The organism is Synergistaceae bacterium, from assembly GCA_031272035.1.
Taxonomy (GTDB): domain Bacteria; phylum Synergistota; class Synergistia; order Synergistales; family Aminobacteriaceae; genus JAISSA01.
Genome location: JAISUO010000024.1, coordinates 1 through 17,581, shown reverse-complemented (window position 1 = coordinate 17,581; position 17,581 = coordinate 1). Strand labels below are relative to the sequence as shown.

16 protein-coding genes are annotated in these 17,581 nt (G+C 57.4%); 15 read left to right on the top strand and 1 reads right to left on the bottom strand.

The genetic code is table 11. From position 1 onward, the window contains the following. Position 1 precedes the first annotated feature (1 nt). From LBR61_02645 to LBR61_02585, 13 genes are all read left to right on the top strand, one after another. The gene (locus tag LBR61_02645; protein ID MDR1730971.1) at positions 2 to 952 is read left to right on the top strand and encodes a phospho-N-acetylmuramoyl-pentapeptide-transferase; all 951 of its coding nucleotides are present in this window, start codon (positions 2 to 4) and stop codon (positions 950 to 952) included. A gap of 60 nt (positions 953 to 1,012) precedes the next feature. Next, positions 1,013 to 2,377, top strand: coding sequence for a UDP-N-acetylmuramoyl-L-alanine--D-glutamate ligase (murD, locus tag LBR61_02640; protein MDR1730970.1), 1,365 nt, complete (start codon positions 1,013 to 1,015; stop codon positions 2,375 to 2,377). A gap of 3 nt (positions 2,378 to 2,380) precedes the next feature. Further along, entirely contained in the window at positions 2,381 to 3,520 is a 1,140-nt protein-coding gene (locus LBR61_02635; protein MDR1730969.1) for a putative lipid II flippase FtsW, read from the top strand. Beyond that, complete coding sequence (locus LBR61_02630) at positions 3,517 to 4,608, top strand: UDP-N-acetylglucosamine--N-acetylmuramyl-(pentapeptide) pyrophosphoryl-undecaprenol N-acetylglucosamine transferase (protein MDR1730968.1); 1,092 nt, start codon at positions 3,517 to 3,519, stop codon at positions 4,606 to 4,608. Before LBR61_02635 ends, LBR61_02630 begins: the two co-directional genes overlap by 4 nt. 110 nt (positions 4,609 to 4,718) lie before the next feature. Next, positions 4,719 to 6,164 (top strand): UDP-N-acetylmuramate--L-alanine ligase, encoded by a 1,446-nt coding sequence (gene murC, locus LBR61_02625; GenBank protein MDR1730967.1) that lies wholly within the window; start codon positions 4,719 to 4,721, stop codon positions 6,162 to 6,164. A 47-nt stretch (positions 6,165 to 6,211) separates the two neighbouring features. Beyond that, on the top strand, positions 6,212 to 7,144 hold the full coding sequence (gene murB / locus LBR61_02620; GenBank protein MDR1730966.1) for a UDP-N-acetylmuramate dehydrogenase: 933 nt from the start codon (positions 6,212 to 6,214) through the stop codon (positions 7,142 to 7,144). A gap of 72 nt (positions 7,145 to 7,216) precedes the next feature. Continuing rightward, complete coding sequence (locus LBR61_02615) at positions 7,217 to 8,020, top strand: hypothetical protein (protein ID MDR1730965.1); 804 nt, start codon at positions 7,217 to 7,219, stop codon at positions 8,018 to 8,020. A 6-nt stretch (positions 8,021 to 8,026) separates the two neighbouring features. Then, complete coding sequence (gene ftsA / locus LBR61_02610; GenBank protein MDR1730964.1) at positions 8,027 to 9,340, top strand: cell division protein FtsA; 1,314 nt, start codon at positions 8,027 to 8,029, stop codon at positions 9,338 to 9,340. Positions 9,341 to 9,387: 47 nt separating this feature from the next. Next, positions 9,388 to 10,551: a cell division protein FtsZ gene (ftsZ, locus tag LBR61_02605; protein MDR1730963.1), complete on the top strand. Its 1,164-nt coding sequence runs from the start codon at positions 9,388 to 9,390 to the stop codon at positions 10,549 to 10,551. 66 nt (positions 10,552 to 10,617) lie between these two features. Next, positions 10,618 to 11,454: an SPOR domain-containing protein gene (locus LBR61_02600; protein ID MDR1730962.1), complete on the top strand. Its 837-nt coding sequence runs from the start codon at positions 10,618 to 10,620 to the stop codon at positions 11,452 to 11,454. A 20-nt stretch (positions 11,455 to 11,474) separates the two neighbouring features. Beyond that, positions 11,475 to 12,833, top strand: coding sequence for a bifunctional folylpolyglutamate synthase/dihydrofolate synthase (locus tag LBR61_02595; GenBank protein MDR1730961.1), 1,359 nt, complete (start codon positions 11,475 to 11,477; stop codon positions 12,831 to 12,833). Then, positions 12,830 to 13,633 (top strand): polyphenol oxidase family protein, encoded by an 804-nt coding sequence (locus LBR61_02590; protein ID MDR1730960.1) that lies wholly within the window; start codon positions 12,830 to 12,832, stop codon positions 13,631 to 13,633. Before LBR61_02595 ends, LBR61_02590 begins: the two co-directional genes overlap by 4 nt. A gap of 311 nt (positions 13,634 to 13,944) precedes the next feature. After that, entirely contained in the window at positions 13,945 to 14,907 is a 963-nt protein-coding gene (locus tag LBR61_02585) for a Gfo/Idh/MocA family oxidoreductase (protein MDR1730959.1), read from the top strand. Positions 14,908 to 14,992: 85 nt separating this feature from the next. On the opposite strand, the gene LBR61_02580 is transcribed toward LBR61_02585, so the two are convergent. Next, positions 14,993 to 15,364, bottom strand: a complete 372-nt coding sequence (locus LBR61_02580; GenBank protein MDR1730958.1) for a (2Fe-2S) ferredoxin domain-containing protein — start codon at positions 15,362 to 15,364, stop codon at positions 14,993 to 14,995. Positions 15,365 to 15,566: 202 nt separating this feature from the next. Here LBR61_02580 and LBR61_02575 point away from each other — a divergent pair, with 202 nt between their 5' ends. Both LBR61_02575 and LBR61_02570 read left to right on the top strand, forming a co-directional pair. Then, the gene (locus LBR61_02575; protein MDR1730957.1) at positions 15,567 to 16,826 is read left to right on the top strand and encodes a putative DNA modification/repair radical SAM protein; all 1,260 of its coding nucleotides are present in this window, start codon (positions 15,567 to 15,569) and stop codon (positions 16,824 to 16,826) included. Beyond that, positions 16,823 to 17,581, top strand: coding sequence for a TIGR03915 family putative DNA repair protein (locus tag LBR61_02570; GenBank protein MDR1730956.1), 759 nt, complete (start codon positions 16,823 to 16,825; stop codon positions 17,579 to 17,581). Before LBR61_02575 ends, LBR61_02570 begins: the two co-directional genes overlap by 4 nt.

The window sequence follows — 17,581 nt, the reverse complement described above, 5'->3', positions numbered from 1 at the left end:
AATGGGATATGCGGTTGCAGCCGGAGTGCTGAGTTTTCTTCTGGAGGTTCTGCTGCAGGATATCTGGATTCGAGTGCAGCGAAAGCGGCGCGTGACCCAGCTTCAAAAGAGCTATGGCGTGGGCATCGACGTGGAGGTCAAGGCGGCCACTCCCATGATGGGAGGCGTCGTCTTCATGGTCGTGGCTCTGGCGGCCTGTCTGGTCAGGCGGGATTCGGAGTCGCTGTTTTTCTGGTCTCTGCCCGCGGGCTGTGGACTCATCGGGTTTATGGACGATCGTCTCAAGTTCGTCAACCGGTCCAGCGAGGGGTTCAGCAGCCTGAGAAAACTCGCAGCTCAGACCGTCGTCGCCCTGCTCTGGAGCCTTTGGGCCTTTTATCGAAAAGGGCTGTTTCTGTGGCCGGGTCTCGACTGCCCTCCCTGGGCAGCCGTTTCTCTGACGGTTTTGGCCGTGATTGGAATGATGAACGCGGTCAACATCACGGACGGATTGGACGGACTGGCGGGAGGGGCGTTTATGATTTCTCTTGTCGTTCTGGGAAATCTGGCGGCCCGGCCGGGGTTCGATTTTTCGTTTTTTGCCGTTCTTTTCGGCATGATAGGGGGATTTTTGCTGTGCAACGTCCACCCTGCGCTGACGTTTATGGGAGACACGGGTTCCCATTTTTTGGGTGGGGCGCTGGTGGCGCTGGCGATTCAGGGAGGTATCCTGCTGGGGCTTGCGGCGGCCGGTTTTATTTTCGGGCTGGAGCTTCTGTCCTCGGCCCTTCAAATTCTGGCCATCAGAAAATTCAAAAAGAAGATTTTCAGAATGGCGCCCCTGCATCACCATTTTCAGCTTATGGGATGGGATGAGACGACGGTGACCCTGCGTTTTTTGGTTTGCCACGCGTTGGGTTCCGCGTTTTTGGCGGGCCTGATCGTGATGGCCTCAAATTGGCTCGGGAAATAAAAATAAAAAGATAATAAAGAAAAAATATAAACAGACTGCGGGAAAATGAGGAAAAGGCTGATGGACAAAGAAGAAAACTGGAGTTCTCGAAGCGTTGCGGTAATAGGAGCGGGAGTCAGCGGCACTGCCCTGGCGCTTCTGGCTTCCCGTCTGGGAGCGAAGGTTTTCGTTTCGGAAGAGAAGGACGCCCTTTCCCGAAGCGCTCTTGAGGCCTTTGAAAAAGAGGGCGTGGCCTGGGAAACGGGAGGTCATTCCCCCCGGATTTTCGAGGCCGATGCCCTGCTGCTCAGTTCTGGTATCCCGCCCGACGCTCCCTGCGTGAAAGAGGCGGAGCGTCGGGGGATTCCTCTGATTGGAGAGCTGGATTTTGTGGTTCCCCATATCCGCGGGCAAATTGTGGGAGTGACGGGCAGCAACGGAAAAAGCACCCTGACGGCTCTTACGGGGCACCTTCTGAAAAAAGCGGGATTTAAAACGGCGACAGGGGGAAATCTGGGTACGGCCATGGCCCTTTTTACGGGAGAGAAATATGATTTCGTGGTTCTGGAACTCAGCAGCTTTCAGCTGGATCGCGCCCATAACCTGAAAAGCTCGGTGGCCGTCGTCACCAATCTGGCGCCTGACCACATCGACTGGCATGGCAGTTATGAAGCCTATGTGGCGGCCAAGGCCCGGATTCTTTCCCTGCAGGGGCCGGAAGGCCGGGGAATCGTTCAGGATCGGGACTGCGACGCCTTGGGAATACGCGATTTTGGAAGAACGGTGGTTCTGAACTGGGAGGAAAAACCGGCCCATCAGACCCTGGGGCAGATTTTCATGGGAGAGACCGCCGCCGTTGTGCGCATGGATGGGCGGGAAGAGCCTCTTTTCCGCTACGGGGATGTGACGCTTTTGGGGAAGCACAACATGGAAAACGTGGCGATGAGCCTGGTGGCGGCTCGATTCTGCGGTGCGGCCGTGTCCGGCGTCGGGGACGCTCTTTCCGATTTTCATCCGCTGCCCCACCGGTGCGAACTGGCCGGAAAAACGGGCGGCGTGACCTGGATCGACGACTCGAAGGGAACCAACGTGGCGGCCTCCATAACGGCCCTCACCTCCATCGAAGGGCGCAAGGTCGTCATTCTGGGAGGAAAGGGAAAAGGCGAGGACTACAGGCCCCTGGCGGAAGCGGTGGTTCGGGAGGCCGACGCCGCCATCGTCCTGGGAGCCGAAAAGAAGAACATTCAAAAGGCTCTGAAAGACGCGGGGTATACCGCAGTGCGGGAGGTCGCCGACATGGAAGAGGCCGTAAGGACGGCAAGGGAGCTGGCCCGGCCCGGAATGGTGGTTCTTCTGTCTCCCGCCTGCACGAGTTGGGACATGTATCCGAATTACGGAAAGAGGGGCGAACATTTCTGCTCGCTCGTCCGCGCCCTGCAGGAATGATTCATGGCTGAACCGCGCGAAGGACAGCACGTTCAGCAGAGATTCTGGCTTTTGTGGATGATCCCCATGCTGCTGAGTCTGATGGGGATTGTCATGATCGCCTCTCTGACTTCCCGTGGCGGAAAAGAAGGTTATGGACTGACCCTCCGTCAGATCCATTTTTTGGGGATCGGTTTTTTCTTCATGTGCTGCTGTTATCTTACGCCTCTGCGCCTGGTCAGAAATATGAGCGGTTTTTTGTGGCTGGCGGCGGTACTCATGGTTTTCGCCACTCTGATCCCGGGGATAGGGGTTCGAGTGGGAGGCGCGCGTCGATGGCTGAATCTGGGTTTTGTTCAGTTTCAGCCTCTGGAGCTTCTGACCGTCGCCGTCCCCCTTTTTCTGGCGGACCGGCTGGAGGTCTCCAGACGCGAAAACATTCAGGGATTTTTCAGGCCCTCCTTTCTGCTGGCGCTGCTCTCCTCCCTCCCTCTTTATCTGCAGCCGAACATGGGAGGCATTGTTCTGGTGTTCGCGATCTGCATGTCGATGCACGTGGTGGCCCGGGGATGGAAATATCCTCTTTTGGGAGGGATGCTTCTGCTGGGGGTTTTTGTGGCGATGATCTTTCTGGAGCCCTATCGCATGAGGCGGCTGCTGGCGTTTCTCGATCCCTGGGAGGACCCCATGGGCAAGGGTTTTCAGATTATTCAGGGACTTGTGGCCTTCAGCAACGGAGGCATTCTGGGGGTGGGGGTTGGAAAGGGCCTTCAGAAAATGAACTACCTGCCCGCGGCCCACACGGACTACATTTTTCCCGCCATCGGCGAGGAATTCGGTCTGGTGGGGACGGCGGGCGTCATGCTGTTCTATGCCCTCTGGACCTGGAAATCCTGGCGCCTGTACCGCCGCGCCGACAGTTTGTACGCGTCGGTCCTGATATGGGGTCTGACGGCGTCGATTCTCTTTCCCATGTTCGTCAACGTGGGCGGGGTCATGAAGCTGATGCCCCTGACGGGCGTTCCTCTGCCGTTTGTGAGCGCGGGAGGCAGCGCCCTCGTCTTCATGTGGATAAAGGTGGGGTTTCTCATGCGCCTCGCCCGGGAGATCAACGCCCGGTCGGCGTCAGGGGCTTCATCGGGTGAGCGGGCCGCGAAATCATGAACGCCGGGGCGTCCGACGGAGCGAGAACGGTTCTGATTGTGGCAGGGGGCACGGGAGGGCATATTTTTCCGGCGCTGGCCTTTCGGCAGTGGATCGAAAGGGAGCGCAAAGCGGAACGGATAACCTGTCTTTCGGGCAGTCGTCCCCTGGAGGCGGAAATTTACGCTTCCCGGGGCGTCGTTCCGGAACGGCTGTTTTTGTCCGGCTCCCCTCTGGGAAGTTCTTCCATTCTGAAAAATCTTTGGCGGGTTCTGGAGTTTTTTCTCGCTTTTTTCCGCGCGGGGAGGTTGATGCGGCGTCTGCGTCCGGACCGCTGCTATCTTTTTGGCGGGTATATTTCTCTTGCTCCGCTGCTCTGGTGCCGGATACTGAAAATCCCGACGGTCATTCACGAACAGAACGCCTGCGCGGGGAAGGCGACGCGTCTCGCCTCCCGGATGGGGGTTCCGGTGGCGGCGGGCTGGAAGGAGTGCAGAGGGCTGAAGGTTCCCTTTGTCACAACGGGAATTCCCGTCCGCCGCTTTTCCTGGATGAACCGGCGGGACGCCGCCCGGGCCCTGGGGATCGAGGTTCAGGAGGACGATCTGGTGATCGGGGTGATCGGAGGTTCTCTCAGCAGCGCCGCTCTGAACGCCCTGTCGGAAAAACTTTTCCGCTCCAGGAAGGAGACTTCCCCGGAAAAACTCAGACCTCTCGTTTTTGCCATTCTTGGAGACAGCTCCGGTCCCGTGCCCGGCGCTTCCGTTCATTTTCTGGGGCGGCGATGGGATATGTCTCCTTTTTATTCTCTCGTGGATGCCGTGATTTGCAGGTCCGGCGCGTCGACCCTGGCCGAGCTCGCTCTGTATGGCATTCCGGCCCTTACGATTCCCTGGAAGGACGCGGCGGACGGTCATCAGGAGGCGAACGCCCGATGTTTCGCCGCGATAAGCGAAAATCTCGTCTGGTACGAAGAGGAAAATACCGGTCCGGAGGATGCCTTCTCGAAACTGCTGACCCTGTGCCTTCGAAAAAAAACGCCGAGAGGAGAAATTTCCGCTGACGACAGAGCCTCCCGTACACTGTGGAAAATGGGAACGGAACTTTGAGGCGGGGATTTTTTCGCTCTGGTATAATGCCCATGATATTCAACCCGTGACGAATCGGGATTCAGATCGTTCATGGGGTTCAGGCTGTTCACGGAGGGAATTGTTTTTTTATGCGTGAAGTGAGGGAACTGGAAGGAGTACAACGAATTCATCTCATAGGTATCGGCGGGTCGGGTATGAGCGCCCTCGCCCTGATTCTGGCGGGAGCGGGTTTCGACGTCAGCGGTTGCGACCTGGCCCGAAGCGAATATATGGCGACGCTGGAGAAACATGGAATCCGGTGCGCCGCGGGACATTCATCCTCTCATATCGAAGACCTTTCCCCCCAGTTCGTGGCTTACAGCAGCGCGATCAAACCGGAACACGAAGAGCTTGCGGCCGCCCGAAAACGGGGCGTAAGAACGGAGTGCCGGGGAAAGCTTCTGAGCTGGCTGTTCAACGCCTCCCGGGGGATAGGCGTGGCGGGAGCCCATGGCAAATCCACGACTTCCTCCATGATCGGCATGATTCTGGAACGGGCGGGCCGCAACCCCACTTTGGCCGTGGGGGCGGAAATTCGTGACATCGGGATAAACGCCCGGTACGGCGGCGACCTGTTTGTGGCGGAAATTGACGAAAGCGACGGTTCCTTCGAATTTTTCAGACCGGCGGTGACGGCGATAACGAACGTGGACTGGGATCATGTCAATTATTTTCAGACGAAAGAGGCCCTTCTTGAGGCGTTTACGCGCTTCGCTCTTGGACGAAAGCCGGGAACCCCCCTGGTGGTCTGCGCGGAGGACGAGGGAACCCAGTCTCTGATGGACTCCGTCGAAAAGGCGAACCCACGGGAAAAAGGGTGTTTCGTTACCTGCGGCTGGGGAAAATGCTGGAGTTGGGGAGCTTTTGACGTATGGCGCAAAAAGGGCGGCGGCGTCGTTTTTTCCGTGGCCAGAGAGGGCAGGGACTGGGGACGGGTGGAGCTGAACGTTTCCGGAGACCATAACATCATGAACGCTCTGGTGGCCTGCGCGGTCACGTCGCTGCTGGACGTTCCTTCCGCGGAAATTCTTCGGGCCCTGCGGGACTTCAGCGGCGCCCGTCACCGCCTTCAGAAAACGGGAGAGAAAAAAATCGGAGAAGCGGGAATCGTGGAGGTCCTGGATGATTACGGCCACCACCCGGCGGAAATTCTGGCGACCCTCTCCACCCTGCGGGACATTTATCCGGACCGGCGTCTGGTGGTGGTGTTTCAGCCCCATCGCTACACCCGTACCGCCGTTTTTTACAGGCAGATCGCCTCCTCTCTGGAGGAGGCGGATGTAACGGTGCTGCTTCCCGTGTATTCGGCGGGAGAGACACCCTCGTCTCCGGTTTCGTCCCGGGATATTTTCGAAATCATGGAGAACGACGGGCGGCGCTGCTTCCTTTGCCGCGACGGAGAAGAGGCGCTGGAGCGTCTGGATGAGGTTCTTTCCGGCGGAGACGTTCTGCTGACGCTGGGAGCGGGGAATGTCTCGCGCCTGGGGGAGGCTTATCTGAAAGCTCCGCTTAAAAACAAGAGTGCGCTTTCTTAAAGATGCTCTTTAGATTATAATCATTATGATATAAACGGGAACAGGTCATGTTGTGGAAAAAGAAACTGAAGGGCGTTTTGTCCTGCGCTTTTGAGGAAAACAGGGATCTTTCCCCGTTGTCTGCGTTGGGAGTGGGCGGCAGAGCGGAAGTTTTTGCGGAGCCCTCAAGGGTGGAAGATATTTGCGCCCTGTTTCGCCTGCGGAAAGAGACGGGTTTTCCTCTTTATATATTGGGCGGGGGGACAAACGTCGTTTTTGCGGACGGAGATCTGGAGGGCCTGGTGCTTTCGACTCGGGGCCTGAAGGAGACGACGCGGGTTTTGGGTGAAGATCCTCTTGAGACCCTGGTGAGCGTGGATGCCGGTTATCTCCTGCCTTGTCTTGTGCGGGAAACGGTTCTGGAAGGGCTTTCGGGGCTGGAGTTCGCTTTTGGCATTCCCGGCACCGTGGGAGGGGCCGTGGCGGGCAACGCCGGAGCCGGAGGACGAAGCGCCGCCGAGCTTCTTGAAGAGGTCGTGACCCTTGAAAACGACGGAGAGATCAAAAAATGGAAGCGGGCGGATTTTCACTACGCGTATCGTCATTTTTCTCTGACGGCTCCCGACCGCCTGATTCTGCGCTGTAAATTGAGACTGAAAAGCGCGCCGCGGGCGGAAATCGAGGATACCCTTGCGCGGTTTCGGAGCGTGAGGTCAGGTCAGCCTCATGGAGAGAGAAGCGCGGGATGCGCCTTTAAAAATCCGCCGGGAGACGCCGCGGGACGAATGCTGGACGTCTGCGGCTGCAAGGGGATGAGAGTGGGAGGCGCCGTTGTTTCCGACTCTCACGCGAACTTTATTTTAAATGCAAATAATGCCAGAGGAGAGGATATTTTCCGACTGGTGGAGTTATGTCGTGATATAGTATTTCAGAAGACGGGCGTCTGTCTGGAGCCCGAAATAAAATTTATGGGATTTTCTGAAAATATCGAAATGACCTGAAATGAGTTTCAGCGGTTTTGAGGAAATTCAGAAAGCAGAGCCTGCACAGCTTTTGGCAGGAGGTAACGTTTTGTGGTTTCCAAGAAGTTTCACTGGGTCAGGATAGCGTTATGTACGATGTTGCTGGGAAGTGTGTGGCGTCTGAACGAGTATTATATGTGGATGTCGCTTGGTGAATATTCTGTTGTGACGGCGGATCCGTTTCTGGAAAAGCGTTTTTGGAGCGTTTTTCCGGAGGAGTGTCTTCGTTTTTGGCCGTTGCTTCCAGGGAAGCTGGAGAAGGTCGCTTCTTTTTTTGAAAAAGCGCTTCCGGTGACAGTTCGGACCCGAATGACAGGGTTGGGGAGATTTTCGACAAGCATGGATTTGCTTTCTCCGTGGCTGTCGATTGAATGGGACGATCAGATCTGGTGCGTGTCCAGAGAAGGGCGAATGTGGAACACATCCGACGAGGATATGAAGCTGACGGGGCTGAAAATTCCTCAAAAACCTCTGTGGCGCGTGGCGTCTTCCGATGTTTCGGAGGCGGCTCGGGCCCCTCTTCCCCGGGGAGTGTTTCCTTCTTTTTTCCCGCTGGAGACGATAAGGGGATTTCTGGAGGGGTTCGAGAAGGCGTCGTGGTTTGCAAATGTGGAAGAGATTGTCCTGGAGCACAGAGGGGGCGCCGTTCTTTTCAGAGTGCGATACGTCCGTGAAAAACGACGGTTTACGATTTTGATTCAGGCGGACCGGAGCGGCTGGCAGGAGTTGAACAGGGCGCTGGAGCATATTCTGGAGCGACTGTTGCAGGAAGGCGGGAATCATCTGATTGACGCCACCTACAGGGACAGAATCGTGGTCAGAAGCCTGTCGGCAGGCGCGGGAGAAGGGAGTTAGAAACAATTGTTCAGGGATCCGAATACCTTAGTAGGACTTGGCGTCGGGACTACCAAGATCGCTGTGATCGTGGCGGAAAGGGATCCCCGTATGCGCGATGCGGCTCAGGTGATAGGTATAAGGTCTGCCCCTTCTCAGGGGATACGCAAGGGACTGATCGTCAACCTGGAGCAGGCGATTCGCTCCGTGCGGAACGCCGTCCGGGATACCGAGAACATGGTGGGCTTCAAGCTGAACCAGGCCATGGTATCCTTCAACGCCAGCGACGTGGAAAGCGTGATGACCGGAGGAATGGTCTCTCTGGGGCGGAACCCCCGGCCGGTGGCGGTGGACGATGTGGAGCGCGTCATAGAGGCGGCTCAGAGCGAGCTCTCCATTCCCGCGAACAAGGTTCCTCTCCACACGATTCCGGTGCGATATTCCATCGACGGAAATTTTGGAATCGACGATCCCCGGGGAATGACGGGTATGCGTCTGGAGATGGAGCTGCAGACCGTGACCGTCCCTCTGCCCTGCGTCAACAACGTGGTAAACTGCGTGGAAAGGGCCGGCATCGAGGTGGAAGGTCTGGTGCTGAAACCCGTTGCCTCGGCCCTGGGAGCTCTGACGGAGGAAGAGATGCGGGTGGGAGTCATCTCGCTCTGCATTGGCGGCGGGACCACGGGCCTCACGTTTTACCGGGAGGGACGCCCGATCAAGGTGGGGATCATCCCCATCGGCGGCGACCACATCACCAACGATCTGGCCACCGTTCTTCGCCTTCCTCTGAACAAGGCGGAGGACCTGAAGAGACGTCTTTTTATGCCCGACTCGCCCTCTTCGCCGGAGACGAAAGACTCCATCGAAAACAGCGTGGACACGGAAGAAGTGGTGGAGGTTATCAGCTGCCGGCTTGAAGAATTGTTCGCGGAACACGTGCAGGCCCTCATTCCCGAGGGAGATCCCCGCCTCTTTCCGGGGGGCATTGTCCTGTCGGGAGGAGTCGCGAAGACGGCGGGAATCGACACGCTTCTCGGGGATATTTTCAAGATGCCGGTTCGTATCGCGGATCCCCTGGATTATTATCAAATGCCTCCGGGCTGTAACGACACCAGCTATATTAACGCGACGGGCATTATACGTTATATTTTGAGCAAGGAGCGCAATCCTTACAGTTTTATCGACCCTCCGGTGTCGCAGTTGTGCTCCGGCGTGCATATCAGGCGCTCAATCGGCGCAAGGGAAGATGACTACGAGTCACCGAGGCCGAAAAACAGGGGAGGGCCCAACATGAAAAATATATGGGAGACGTTCAAAGAGTCTCTGAAGGAGCTCTTTTAAATGACAGGGCGGGTGCTTTGTCCTTTCGTGCGGGGGGTCAGGTAGATATGGGTCAGGATCAGGTTTTTCATGTTCCCGATACGTTCAAACAGCGAGAGCATATTGTTGTTATCGGAGTAGGCGGCGGCGGCGGCAACGCTCTCAACCACATTATCGAGAGCGGAGTCGAAGGCGTGGACTTTGTCGCCGCGAATACGGACGCAAGAGCCCTGAACCTGAACATGGCTCCCCACAAAATTATTTTGGGAGAAAAGCTGACCCGGGGGCGAGGCGCGGGAGCGGATCCTCTGGTGGGAATGGACGCCGCCAAGGAGTCCATCGACCGGATACGGGAATATGTCAGCGGAGCCGACATGGTTTTCGTGACGGCGGGCATGGGCGGAGGAACGGGTACCGGAGCCGCCCCCATCATCGCCGAGACGGCGAAGGAAATGGGTGTTCTCGTGGTGGGAGTCGTCACCACGCCCTTCAGCTTCGAAATGAAAAAACGTTACAAGGTAGCTCAGGAGGGGATCGCCAAGCTGAAGGAAAAAGTCGACGCCCTTCTGGTGGTTGAAAATGATAACCTTTTGAAACTGGTGGAAAAGAACACGAAGACCACCGACGCCTACAAGATGGCGGACGAAGTGCTGCGTCAGGCCGTTCAGGGCGTGACGGATCTCATTCTGAATCCGGGGACGATCAACGTGGACTTCGCGGACGTCAGGACCGTCATGAAAAACGCGGGGTCCGCGATCATGGGAATTGGCGTCGGCGAGGGTGAAAACAGGGCTGAACTGGCGGCTCAGGCCGCGGTTCGGTCGCCGCTCATGTCCGTTTCCATGAAGGGAGCCAAGGGCGTCCTTTTCAACGTCACCACGGGGCCGGACGCCACTCTGGCCGAAATGACCCACGCGGCTGAGATCATCAACAAAATGGCCGACGAAGACGCCATGGTCATCTGGGGACACTGCATCGACGAAAACGCGGGAGGGGCCATACGCATCACGGTTCTCGCCACAGGGTTCGACGAGGCGGCCTCTCCGGCAAAGTCCGGACCTCAGGACCGGCGTCAGGACAATGAGCTTCCGAGGGTCCGCCTGACGACGCGCAGGGACAGCACGCTCCTCACCGAGGCGGATGTGGTGCCCTCCTCCGGGGAGGACATCTTCGACGGGATGACCAAAACAGCTTTCGATCAGCCCGCGATTTACAGAAAACGACAAAAATAGTTCGAGAAATATTTTTATTCGCGCACCGGCCGCAACGCCGAATTTTTCAGGAAAGGAGAGCTGGAGGTGCCGCTGAGAGGAACCAGACGTTTTAAATCCAGAGGTTTTGTCGTGTCTTTTGGCGACATTATGCTTCCTGTGGTGGGTATTGTGGCGGCGGGAGTCCTGTTTGTGGCGGGAAGGCTCTTTTTCCTGTCCGCGCCGCAGGGTAACCGGTCGGAGCTGCCGGTGATCTCCGTTTCTCCTTCCGGTTCCGTTTTGCCTGAAACCCGGCCCGCTCAGGCGGAGCCCGTTCCGACATCTCCCGTCCGGGAAGGGAGGGTCACGTCGGACAATCCCGCCCCTGCCGCGGGCAGCGCCGTTCCCCAAAAGCGGGTGCTGACGACGGGGTTGGACGTGCTGGCGGTTCCCTACGACGGAAAGTCGTCCTCCCAGGGTTCTTCCGGGGGGCCGGCGGATAAGAGCGACGCGGGAAAACAAACGGATAATTCCTCACAGCCCGCCTCGGGACGGGAACCTCCCAAAGGAAGAGGACAGGCGGTGAAGGTTCTGGCTCCCAGGGAGTCCCAGACGAAAAAAGAGCCGACTGCTCCAACCGGAGAAACCCCCAAAAATCCTCGTGTTGCCCAACAGTCTGCACCTAAGCCCAATACAACGCCTGAAAAAAAAGAACCGCCTAAAAATTCCTGGAGAGTGCAGGTTGGAGCTTTTTCCACGCCTGCAGCTGCGGCGGCTGTAGCACAGGAACTCAGCCGGGCGGGATACGAGCCCATCGTGCTTCACGGAAAACTGAATCGCGTCATGGTCCAGGCCGGCTCCACGAGAGCGGAGGCGCTGGCTCAGGCGGCCAAAATGGGCAAATCCGGATTTCGGGGTGCTTTTATCGTTCCGCCAAGGTCATGAACGAGAACCTGAAAAATTCCATGAGTGATTCTTTCGTCGAACTGGAAGAACTCATTGCGAAACACGCCTCGCCGGGGATACGACCGGGGCTGGATCGCATAATGCGGCTTTTGTCTCTTTTGGGCGACCCCCAGGGCGCATATCCCGCGGTCCACGTGGTGGGAACCAACGGCAAGGGTTCCACCTGCGCCATGCTGAATTCCGTGTTTCGGGAGGCCGGACGCAGAACCGCCCTGTATACCAGTCCCCATCTGGAAAGCCCGGGAGAACGCCTTTTGATCGACGGTCGCCCTCTGAGCCCCATCCGCTGGAAGACGGCGGCGGAAAGGGTTCTGAGGGCTCTGAGTGCGGATTCGACGCTGCGTTCGGACCCGCCTTCGTACTTTGAGCTGGTGACGGCGATGGCCTTCCTGCTGGCGGCTGAGGAGAAAACCGAAATCGCGGTGATCGAGGCCGGCCTGGGCGGACGCCTCGACGCGACGAATCTGCTGTCGAACGTGGTCTGCTCCGTTATTTGTTCGATTTCCATGGATCACACCGAGTATCTGGGGGATACCCTTGAAAAAATAGCGGCAGAGAAATTTGCCGTGGTGCGCGGGGGAACTCCCGCCTGCTTTCTTGGAGACCGGACGGAGCTGATCCCGCTCTTTGAGGAATTTTGCGCACGGGTTGGGGCTTTTCCCTTCATCGTGGGAAGAGACGCTCTTGTGAGCCCGGCGGAGCTGTCGGAGGAGGGGTGCGTTTTCGATTTTTCCGCCTCCGGACTGAATCTGCCGAAGGTGCGGACGGGCCTGATCGGAGGGTATCAGGTTTCCAACGCGGCCCTTGCGCTTTTGACGCTTTCCCGCCTGAGAGAGCGATTTCCCTGGCTTTCGGAGTCCGTGATTCGAGCGGGGCTGCAAAAGGCCCGCTGGCCGGGACGCTTCGAAATCCTGTCCTGTGACGGAGAACGCCCGATTCTCGTTCTGGATGGCGGGCACAACCCGGATGGAGTGGAAAAATTCGCCGAAAGCCTCGCTTCGCTGTGGGGCGATAAAAAGATCGGCATTGTCTACGGCGTGATGAAGGACAAGGATTATCCCGCCTGTCTTGGCATCCTGAACGGGCTGAAGGAGAAAGGCTCGGCTCCGGCCCTGTACGCGACCTGTGTTCCCGGAATGGAGCGCAGCCTGAAGCCCGGCGCTTTGGCCGAATATGCCCGTCAGATGTCCTGGCGCAACGAGGTTGACGCGTACGATGACCCTCTCGATGCCATTGACCGGGCCCGGGAAGAAAACGACGTGGTGGTGGTTTGCGGCAGTCTCTACCTGATCGGCTGGGTGCGCCCGAGGCTTCGTTCGGGTGGGGACCCCACCGCCTGGCGGGTGATTGCGGAATGAAAGGTTTTGTCGAAGAACAGGCCGGCGGACAGAGGTGGCTGAGGCTGCTCCCTCCGGAAGGCGCGCCCGTTGCGGATATACGTCTTTTTCTGAGGGGAGAACTGCTCGACGGGGCTGAGGGACGCGCCCTCCCCATGCGAAAGCGTTTGATTCCCCTGTTGGGGGAGGAGTTTCCCATGATCGCTCCCCGTCAGATGCACGGCGTGACGATACTGGACTCCATCCCGGAAAATACGGCGGGCGATGGAGACGGTATCTTACTGGACGCGTACGATATGGAGGCATCGCTGCGCTTTGCCGACTGCGCCCCCGTGGTGGTGGCTCCGGCAGCTTCCGGCGAAGGCGGAAACGAACGGGGAAATAAACCCTGGGTGCTGCTGATGCATTCCGGTTACAGGGGAACGGTGCAGAACATCGTGAAGGCGGGGTTGGATGCGGTGCGGCGGCGTTACGGCAGTTCCGCGGTGGAGTCGTCCTGGGCCTGGGTGGGACCCTGTATCGGAGGCGCGAATTACCCCAGAGATCGGGAAGAGTGGACGGAACGGGGCCTTGGCGCTTTTCATCCGGAAAACGTTCGCCCGGGGAGCGTTGGGACCGGAGCCGAAAAGCGGGAAAAAATTTTTTTCGACATCGCGGGCGAGCTGCGGCTTCAGCTCCGTGAGGCCGGAATTGCCGAAGATCGCATTTTTCTTTCGGGAATGGATACGTTTCTGTGCAAAGACCGCTGTTATTCCTGGAGGGGCGGAGATTCCAAAGACCGGATGTTTCTCTGGTGCAGGCTCACGCCGCCGGAACGTTGAATCATAAGCACAGTTTTTATGCCCGATTCTCACATCAAAATTTTCATATCAAAATTCTCGTGCCAAAATTTTTATAATCATAGTTTTCATCCCATAGTGTTTATACCAATTTGCTTTCAACCGAGCGTTAATGAAGAAGTTAATGTTTGAATATCACTGCTTTTAGCTATTCTAACTTTAGGCCTTTTATTTCAAATTGGTATTATACCAAAATCACATGCCACAAAAGAAAAAGTCAAAGGGATAAGATTTTATGGAACAAATCGAATTTACATGACATCTGGATACAACCGGGACGAAAGGTGACGAGAATGGATTTTAAACGAGCAGGGGTTATTGGAGTTGGGCATTTGGGGCAGCATCACGCGCGCGTCTACACGGAATTGCTGGAGGCTCGTCTGGTGGGAGTGGTGGATGTCGACGAAAACCGCGCTCATTCCATAGGGGAAAATCTGGGAGTTCCCTGTTATACGAGTATGGGAGAGCTCATCGAATCCCAGCATCCCGACGCCCTGTCCATCGTGGTTCCCACGAGTCAGCACTACGCGGTGGCAGGGGAGGCCCTGGAGAGGGGCATTCATGTTCTGGTGGAAAAACCCGTTACGACACGACCCAGTGAGGCGGAAGATCTGCTCAGGCTGGCGGACCGCAACAACCTCGTTTTGCAGGTGGGACATATCGAGCGTTTCAACAGCGCGATCCGTCACATCTCTCAAACCGTTCACGATCCCTTTTATATCGAATCCAAACGCATCGGCCCCTTCTCTCCCCGCATCGGAGACGTGGGTGTTGTGCTCGATCTGATGATTCACGACATCGACATCATTCTTTCCCTTGTCCCCTCGGAAATTCAGCGCATTGCCGCCACGGGACGCTGTATCTACACGGAGCACGAGGATATCGCCGACGCTCAGATCACCTTCGAAAATGGAGCGATGGCGCATATTCTGGTCAGTCGGGTGTCGGAAAAGAGAATGCGTCAGCTGGATATTATGGAACGGGAACGTCACATCACCGTCAACTACGAAACCCAGGACGTGCAGCTGCATCGCTGCGTCCGCGACGGCATGGGCGTGACCGAGATACTGGAGCGTCCCGTTTTTCCGAAAAGCGAACCTCTCAAGCTGGAACTGGCGCATTTCATCAGCTGCATTCGTGAAAAACGGCAGCCTCTGGTGGGTATTCGCGACGGTAAACGCGCGCTGGAAGTGGCTATTGAGGTCCTGCGTCAGATTCACGACCCCACCCCCAGGCAGGAGATCCACTGCGCCTGAAAAGAAAAAACAAAAGGCCCCTCCAAGGCGAGGGGCTTTTCTTTTTCTATTGTTTAACTTTTAGGCCTTTTACTTCAAATTGGTATCAGTCCGCACGGCCGATGACGAGATCCTTTACGATCGTTCCGTTGACGATGTGGTCGGACACGATTCGGGCCGCATCGGCAGGGGTCACACGTCCGTAGGTGATGCGGGAAGCCCCCTCCCGGATGACGTCCACGAGAGGTTCCTGCTGGCACATTCCGATACAGCCCGTGGTCTCCACGGAGACGTTGTTGAGAGATCTCTTCTGAAGCTCTTCCATGATCGCCTGCATGACGGTGCGCGCACCGGCGGCAATGCCACAGGTCCCCAAACCGACGATAACGCGGGTTCTGCCTTCGCTTCGAGCGGCGGTCTGATCCGAGGCGCTTTCCTTTATTTTACGAAGGTCGGCAAGGCTTGTAATTTTGGGCATTCTATACCCCTCCCCCAATTCAGAAAATTTTTCGACGCTTCCACGCTTATTTTAACACAGCGCGTAAACCATGAGAACATGAAACGCCGAGAGGTTTCGAGAGCATTTCTGGTGGGCCCGGCGAGATCTGCTATAATGATCGCTACGTATATGGTAGCAATATTCCAACGAATTTGGTCGTTATTGGGGGCAGACTATGGACATGACGGACAAACTGACGATACTGGCGGATGCGGCGAAGTACGATGTTTCCTGTTCGTCGAGCGGATCGAAGCGCTCCAACACTCCGGGAGGGCTTGGAAACGCGTACAGCGCCGGAATCTGCCACACCTGGACGGACGACGGCCGATGCGTGTCTCTTCTTAAGATGCTGCTCACCAACGACTGTATTTACGACTGCGCCTACTGCGTCAACAGGCGCAGCAACGATCGCCCGAGGGCGACCTTTACGCCGAGAGAAGTGGCGGAGCTCACCATCGGGTTCTACCGTCGAAACTGCATCGAGGGGCTCTTTCTGAGTTCCGGTGTTCGCCGGACCCCCGACGATACGATGATGGACCTGATTCGGGCCATTCACATTTTGCGCGTTGAATACCGCTTCAACGGCTACGTTCACGCCAAGACGATTCCCGGTTCGTCTCCGGAGCTGATTGAACGGCTGGGGCGGCTGGCGGATCGCATTAGCGTCAACATCGAACTGCCCACGGAGGAAAGCCTGGCGCTTCTTGCCCCCCAGAAAACGAAGCAGGCTATTTTTACGCCCATGCGCTTTATCAGCGGACGCATAGAAGAACGCGCACAGGAAAAGCGACTGGCCCTGCGGGCGCCGCGATTCGCTCCGGCCGGCCAGACCACCCAGATCATTATCGGCGCGACGCCGGAGACGGATCGGAGCATTCTGCGCCTGTCTGAGGGGCTTTATGGAAAACTGGGGCTGAAACGGGTCTATTATTCCGCCTATCTGCCCGTCAACGAGGGCAGGAATTTACCCGCCCTGAACACGGCGCCGCCTCTTTTGCGGGAACATCGCCTTTATCAGGCGGACTGGCTTTTGCGCTTTTACGGGTTCAACGCGGAGGAAATTCTCGACGAACGGCAGTCCTCCCTGGACGGGGAACTGGATCCCAAAACGGCCTGGGCGCTGCGCAACATGCATTTTTTCCCCGTGGACGTCAATCGCGCGGACTACGAACGCCTCCTGCGCGTTCCCGGCATCGGGGTGAAGTCCGCAAGGCGCATCGTTGTGGCGCGCCGGGCCCGACGGCTGCGGCACGAAGACCTGAAGCGGCTGGGCGTCGTAATGAAGCGCGCCGCGCATTTTCTGACCTGCGACGGGCGGATCGGGAAAACGGACGAACGAATCGCGTCCTCCCTGGAGCGGCTGCGTTTTCTGCTGGCGGACCGGCCCATCGACCGGCAGCTTCTCCTGCCCTTCGGCGCGTCGGAAGAGGCGGTTTCATGACCTACATTTACGATGGCACCTGGGATGGTCTGATGTGTCTGGTCTACAGAACAGCGGAGGACGGACTCGTTCCGGAGGGGATTTTTCGTGAAAAAACGATGGAGCAGAGGGTTTTGTTCGAAACGACCCGTATCGAAAACGATTCGGCCCTGGCGGAGGCGACTGCCGCCCTTCTGAAGAAACGGGTTTCCGGTCCGATGTGGGCTGACATCTGGTTCGCTCTGCTTTCGGACGACAGCGGCATCGATATGGCTTTGTGGCATGTGCTGGAGCGTTCCTGGGCTATGGGGCGCAGGGCGGCTTCCGACCTGGCCGATCCCTGTATCGACGCCGTGCGCCGCGCGGCCCGACGGACGGGAGGAGAGTATGACAAATATCTTGGTCTGACCCGCTTCAGGGACACGGGCGGCATTTTATACGCGGAGGTGGAACCGGACTGCGACCTCCTGCCTCTTTTGGGACGGCACTTCGCGAAACGTCTGTCCGACCGGGGATGGGTGATTCACGACCTGCGCCGCGGGCGAGCGGCGATTTACGATGGATCGGGCTGGTACGTGGCGGACATGGAGCTTTCGCGGACTCCGCGGAACGGGCCGGACGAAGAAGTTTTTCAGGAGCTCTGGCGCGGGTTCTATCGCGCCACAACCACGCGGGAACGCCTGAATTACAAATGCCAGCGCAACCACATGCCCCGAAAATACTGGAAGCACCTCACAGAAAATCCCGGTGAGCTGAACGGAAAACCGCTGGTTTGA

What these genes read in the sequence shown, in the direction of transcription:
- LBR61_02645 (MDR1730971.1), top strand. Translation starts at nt 2, where the DNA reads ATGGGATATGCGGTTGCAGCCGGAGTGCTGAGTTTTCTTCTGGAGGTT.
- murD (MDR1730970.1), top strand. Translation starts at nt 1,013, where the DNA reads ATGGACAAAGAAGAAAACTGGAGTTCTCGAAGCGTTGCGGTAATAGGA.
- LBR61_02635 (MDR1730969.1), top strand. Translation starts at nt 2,381, where the DNA reads ATGGCTGAACCGCGCGAAGGACAGCACGTTCAGCAGAGATTCTGGCTT.
- LBR61_02630 (MDR1730968.1), top strand. Translation starts at nt 3,517, where the DNA reads ATGAACGCCGGGGCGTCCGACGGAGCGAGAACGGTTCTGATTGTGGCA.
- murC (MDR1730967.1), top strand. Translation starts at nt 4,719, where the DNA reads ATGCGTGAAGTGAGGGAACTGGAAGGAGTACAACGAATTCATCTCATA.
- murB (MDR1730966.1), top strand. Translation starts at nt 6,212, where the DNA reads ATGTTGTGGAAAAAGAAACTGAAGGGCGTTTTGTCCTGCGCTTTTGAG.
- ftsZ (MDR1730963.1), top strand. Translation starts at nt 9,388, where the DNA reads ATGGGTCAGGATCAGGTTTTTCATGTTCCCGATACGTTCAAACAGCGA.
- LBR61_02595 (MDR1730961.1), top strand. Translation starts at nt 11,475, where the DNA reads ATGAGTGATTCTTTCGTCGAACTGGAAGAACTCATTGCGAAACACGCC.
- LBR61_02590 (MDR1730960.1), top strand. Translation starts at nt 12,830, where the DNA reads ATGAAAGGTTTTGTCGAAGAACAGGCCGGCGGACAGAGGTGGCTGAGG.
- LBR61_02585 (MDR1730959.1), top strand. Translation starts at nt 13,945, where the DNA reads ATGGATTTTAAACGAGCAGGGGTTATTGGAGTTGGGCATTTGGGGCAG.
- LBR61_02580 (MDR1730958.1), bottom strand. Translation starts at nt 15,364, where the DNA reads ATGCCCAAAATTACAAGCCTTGCCGACCTTCGTAAAATAAAGGAAAGC.
- LBR61_02575 (MDR1730957.1), top strand. Translation starts at nt 15,567, where the DNA reads ATGACGGACAAACTGACGATACTGGCGGATGCGGCGAAGTACGATGTT.
- LBR61_02570 (MDR1730956.1), top strand. Translation starts at nt 16,823, where the DNA reads ATGACCTACATTTACGATGGCACCTGGGATGGTCTGATGTGTCTGGTC.